The sequence below is a fragment of the Mucilaginibacter sp. P4_G9 genome (assembly GCF_056400985.1).
Genome location: NZ_JBFUKF010000325.1, coordinates 1 through 5,695, shown reverse-complemented (window position 1 = coordinate 5,695; position 5,695 = coordinate 1). Strand labels below are relative to the sequence as shown.

General features: G+C 43.8%; 4 protein-coding genes. All 4 read right to left on the bottom strand.

Going from position 1 to position 5,695, the window contains the following annotated elements; all coding sequences use genetic code 11:
• The coding region (locus tag AC1DPZ_RS20780; RefSeq protein WP_477406995.1) for a Na+/H+ antiporter NhaC family protein at positions 1 to 1,303 on the bottom strand (1,303 nt) is incomplete at its 3' end.
• A 200-nt stretch (positions 1,304 to 1,503) separates the two neighbouring features.
• Positions 1,504 to 2,934, bottom strand: coding sequence for an NAD-dependent succinate-semialdehyde dehydrogenase (locus AC1DPZ_RS20775; protein ID WP_477406993.1), 1,431 nt, complete (start codon positions 2,932 to 2,934; stop codon positions 1,504 to 1,506).
• 100 nt (positions 2,935 to 3,034) lie between these two features.
• Entirely contained in the window at positions 3,035 to 4,333 is a 1,299-nt protein-coding gene (locus AC1DPZ_RS20770; RefSeq protein ID WP_477406991.1) for an aspartate aminotransferase family protein, read from the bottom strand.
• Between the two features lie 10 nt (positions 4,334 to 4,343).
• A partial coding sequence (locus tag AC1DPZ_RS20765) for a flavin monoamine oxidase family protein (protein WP_477406989.1) occupies positions 4,344 to 5,695 on the bottom strand: 1,352 nt, incomplete at its 5' end.

Below are 5,695 nucleotides of genomic sequence, written 5' to 3'. Positions count from 1 at the left end.
GTAATTGTGAAAAGGAATGTTTGAGGTTGCTTACATCGGTACTTTGTGATGTTAATATGGTTGCATCACTATAAAGACAGGCATTTGAGCCAAACACGCCTGTGCTTACTACGGCTCCAATGCTCATTAATACGTTTGCACCCAAAGTGTGTGCCAGTGGGATTACTATAGGTATAACCACCGCGTAAACTCCCCATGACGAGCCGGTAGAATAAGTGATAAGCGATATGGATACAAAAATAATAACAGGTAACAGCTCTTTATTGATATAAGGTTTTACGCCATTGATCACATAATCTGTCAATCCCATTTTATCACCAACATCTTTTAAAACATAACTCATGATAACGAGGGCCAGGGCATATATCATGCTGTTAAAGCCAGAAAAAACAGTTTCGCTCAATTGCTGAAAGGTGCCAAGCTTTATAATGAGGTAATAAACAAAGGTGAACGCAACACCAACCATTATACCCTTAAGTGCATCGTAATTCATTAAAAAAGTACAAACCAGGGTAACAGCAAGTGGCAGGATAAAAAACAAAGAACTCGGCTTTTTTTCCGTTTCAAATCCTGGTGACTGGATGATGATCTCTTCGGGCTCTGCCGGCAGGGCTATAATGTGGTTGGCTAAAACTAATTCGGCTTTTTTCATCCGGCCAATTATGGGTATTGCCCCTATAATTACCAGTGGGATAAGCAGCACAGATACCCAGCCATAAGCCACATAAGGAATAACTGATAAGTATACATGATTACCCTGCCCCTGGGCGGCAAACTTGCATTTTTCCAATATCGACCCAATAAAAACTGTCCATGTGGAAAGCGGGACAATAACACACCACGGGGCCGATGTGGTGTTAACGATATAAGCCAGGTACTCCCGCGATATTTTAAAATGATCTGTTATCTTTTTCATGGTGACACCTACCGTAAGCGCGCTTAAATAATCATCCAGGAAAATAAACAGGCCTAATGCCCATGTGCCAAATAAGGCGGTCTTTTTTGTTTTGATATATTTAAGGGCATCCTCACCAAACTTCATGGCACCCCCGCTTTTAACCATAAGACCGATGAGTGAGCCATATAAACCACAAACCAGTATCACCCATACTGTACTTTCATCCTCCATTACCTTGTAAAAACTGGCAATAAAACCGGTGAAGAAATTGGTGTGGTCATGAAAGCCAATGATAATAAAGCCGGCAATACACCCCAGCAGCAATGCTTCAAATGATGCCCTTAATGCAATAGCCAGTACAATTACTACCAGTGGCGGAATTAATGCAAGTGCCCCGTAACCCATGTGTTTAGTTTGTTATTTTATTTGTTTATTTATTCTCGATGTCATTGCGGGCGCAGTGTGGCAACCGTAACCTGTTTAAGTTCGTCTTGCATAGTCCGCGATTGCTTCGTCGTTGTAGAATCCCAGACTTACGAAGTTTTTAAAACTTCGTAAGTCTTTCGCCGATCTGTCATTTCCTCCTCAACATGGCTGGAGTTTAATCATAATCCACCTGTACTTATCAGTTTCTTCTCCATGTATTCATACAATCCCTCGCTACCGCTTTCATGCCCCTGGCCGCTGTATTTCCATCCGCCAAAGGGAGATTCTGTTCCATGAGGCGCCCATTCGTTGATCCCCACTATGCCAAATTCTAATCGCTCAGAGGCGTAAATGGATGTTTTTAAATTATTGGTGAATATGTAGGATGCAAGCCCATACTCGGTATCATTGGCTTTGGTGACGGCGTCATCCAGGTCGTCAAAAACAAACAGTGGCAGTACTGGTCCGAAGATCTCATTTTGGGCCAATACAGATGTTTGTTTCAGGTTGCCAATAACCGCGGGTTGTAAAAAATAGCCCTGTTGCAAGTGGGCGGGGACTATACCACCCGTCATGATCTCCGCGTTTTCTGTTTGGGTTTTATTTACCAGGTCAAGTACACTTTCCCGTTGTTTTTTGGTGATCAGGGGGCCAACATTCACGCCTTCCTCAAATCCGTTACCCACTTTTAATTTACTTACATACCCTGTAACAGCTTCAGCGAACTGCTCATAAATATTTTTATGTACATAAAACCGCTGTGGTGATGTACAAACCTGCCCGTTATTACGGAAACGCGCTATCGCCGTTACCCTAGCTAAAGCATCGACATCCACATCATCGAATATCAATACAGGTGCATTGCCCCCAAGCTCAAGTGACAGTTTGGTATGCGTACGCGACGCGCCATCCATTAATATTTTACCCACGCGGGTGCTGCCCGTAAAGCTTATTTTTTTAAGCTGGCGATTGTTAAGCATTTCATCCCCTATAGCAACGGCATCGCCTATAACAACATTCAGCACGCCATTTGGTAACCCGGCTTTTACCAAAGCGTCAACCATGTTAAAAGCCGACAGGGGAGTTTCTTCTGAGGGTTTGGCCACAACAGTGCAACCGGCCGCTAAAGCTGCAGCCCAGGCCCGTGCCGGGTTATAGGCCGGGAAATTCCACGCTGTAATAACACCTATAACCCCCATTGGCTGGTAAATTACCGAACTACGTTTATCCGGGCGGTTGGTTGGTATAACGCGGCCATAGCTGCGCTTGGCTTCTTCGGCATACCACTCAAACAGGTTTGCTGCAACAGCCCATTCTCCCTTAGCTTCGGGCAGGGGTTTGCCACTTTCCATTACCATGTCATGTGCAATGATCTCCAGGTTCTCCCGCAAATAATTAGCGGCTTTTTTTAAGATCTCGGCCCGCTGATAAGGTGTTGTTTTACTCCATGATGCAAAAGCTTTATGTGCTGCATCAATAGCCTCCCGGCAATCATTGGCATTGCCGGAACTTAGCCTGTCAATTACCTTTTCGGTAGCCGGATCGATCAAATCCATCTCCTGTTTATCAATCGCAGCTACCCATTCCCCGTTGATGAATTGTTGTTTCATAGTTGATCTGTTTAAGCCTGCCGTAAATAGACTTGTGAAGTTTTAAAACTTCGTAAGCCTTTAGCGACATAATAATTTCACAATTGGTTTATAATTTAGTTTAAGCCGATAATTCAGCTAATCCATTTTCAATAATATCAAGGCCTCTGTTTAATAAAGCCTCATCAATAACCAGCGGACTCAACACCCTAATCACATTGCCGTTTACCCCCGCGTTGATCACGATCAAACCATTATCGGCACAATAGCCTATTAGCTTTTTGCATAATCCATCATCAGGGTTAAAAGGGGCATTATCCTTTATCAGCTCAAATGCCATCATAGCGCCCAGGCCGCGTACATCGCCGATTGCGCTGAACTTTGATTTGAGGTCATTAAAACGGCTGCGTACAATATCGCCTACTTTTGTACCAAGCGCATTGATATCTATCTCCTCCATATATTTCAGCGTTGCCAGTGAAGCCGCGCAGCAAACCGGGTTGCCGGGGTAAGTGCCGCCAATAGTTGATGGTTTACAGCTATCCATAATATGCGCCCTGCCAATAACACAACCTATTGGCATACCACTGCCCATTGATTTTGCCCAGGTGGATATATCGGGCGTTACACCGTAATGCTCATAAGCGGCCCATTTTCCGGTACGGCCAAAACCGCTTTGCACTTCGTCGAGTATCAGCATAATGCCATACTTATCACAAACCTCACGCAAACCCCGGAGGTATTTTGGGGGCACAACATTGAAACCACCTTCGCCTTGCACAGGTTCAATGATGATGGCTGCAACCTGCTCGGCCGGTACATTGGTATGGAAAAATGTTTCCAGCTCGCGCAAATGAACATCAGAAAATTCATCAAGACTTAAACCATTCCCATAGCGGTAATGATCAGGGAAGGGAATTCGGTAAACCTCAGGAGCAAAAGGGCCACAACCCAATTTGTATCCAACCTTTGATGTAAGTGTCATGGCCATCATCGTACGCCCATGGAAACCACACTCGTAACTTATTATTGCCGGGCGACCGGTAGCCTGCCGTGCAATTTTTATAGCGTTCTCCACACTCTCCGCACCCGAATTGGTGAGCATTACCTTAGTGTTTTCACCATGCGGTAACAGGGTAGCCAGTTTCTCGGCCAGTTGCAGGTAAAGATCATAGGTAGCCACGTTAAAGCTGCAATGGATCATTTTAGCCGCCTGTTCTGCAATAGCAGCTATAACCGGAGGGGGGCAATGCCCGGCGTTTACTACACCAATACCGCCGGCAAAATCAATCATTTCGTTCCCATTGGCATCAATAATAATAGCACCGCTGGCACTTACCGCTGTTGATGGGTTAAAGATCCCAATAGCGTTAGGTACCCACTTTTTTCTTCTCTCTAATAATTCCTGCGAATTGTCCATGGTTGTAATTTTATACTTCTTTCATAATCAGCTTATTTTTAAAGCTTCTTTTGCTTGCTTTGGCTACCATTTCTGCAGCCATCCTGCCGGTTTGGGCTGCACCGTTCATATAGCCCTGGCAGGTAAGGCTTACATGCTCGCCGGCAAAATAAATATTGCCTACTGGTATTGCTTCCCAACCGGCAATAGTGCTCCACTGGCCCTTTTTAAAGGTACTGTATCCGGCCGTGGTATATGGATATTGGCTCCAGCAAAACTTAACAGTTTTACCGTTGTGGTCTTTCAGTACACCAGGATAAACTTTATCCAATTGTGGTACTATCCGGGCTGCCAGTTCCTCATTTTTTTCATTACAAAGGGTATTGATAATATGGCCGCCGCCAAAAAGGGTAAAGCTGCCTTCTGTTTCTGACTGCATCTGGCTGCTGTCCCATCCGCAGCCAAATTCAAGATCGGTAAATGTATAGCCGGCTTTACCCGCTTTACGCCAGGGTTTAGTGTTTACGCCCATAATGAACTTGCCGCTGTTGCCATAACCTAATTCATCAATACTTTTTCGTTTTTCAGGGGGCATGGGTATATCAAATTTTATCTTTCGGAGTATGCTGAATGGGATAGCTATGATCGCGTAATCGGCTATCACTCTTTTTATTATGCCTTTATAATCAAAGCTGAGTTGGTATTTTTTTGTTTTAGTTTGGCTAATGGCAGTAAGCTTATACCCCAATAAAACGCGGTCATTTACCTGTTGGTATATTTTATCGGTTAAGTGCTGACTGCCGCCTTTTATTTTAAATACCTCATGCTCATCACCAAACAATTCATACTCTTTTTCGGCAGATATGGGTTCGGTAAACATGATGAGGAAGTTGATAGCAGATTGCTCCGAAGTTTCCATGCCATACTCCATTGTGAGTACTACGTTTAGCAATTTATTTAGCCAACCTGTTATGCCAATGCTGTTTATGTATTCGGAGATAGAAAGGTTATCGAAGTGTTGAAACGAGGTTGCCGTGGTAAAATTTATTTGCCTGGGTAATGATTTTACATCTTTTTCTATCAGCCGGACAAACGGATGGATGGCTCTTTTAAGGTCTTCGCCATTTAGGTGTTTTCCATCAAAATAAAAGGTTTTTGGATCAAGTTTATCGAGTTTTAGATTATAAAAATCAACATTTAACTCATTTGCGAGCTGAATTATCTCTGTATGGTCTGTATCAACAAATTCGCCGCCCAGATCGGTGGTGATGCCTTTGCCAAATTTATCTTTAATGGTAAACATCCGCCCGCCGGTGCGTGAAGATGCTTCGTATACCGTGCTTTTTAAACCCAGTTTTTTTAACTGGTAAGCAGCGTTTAAAC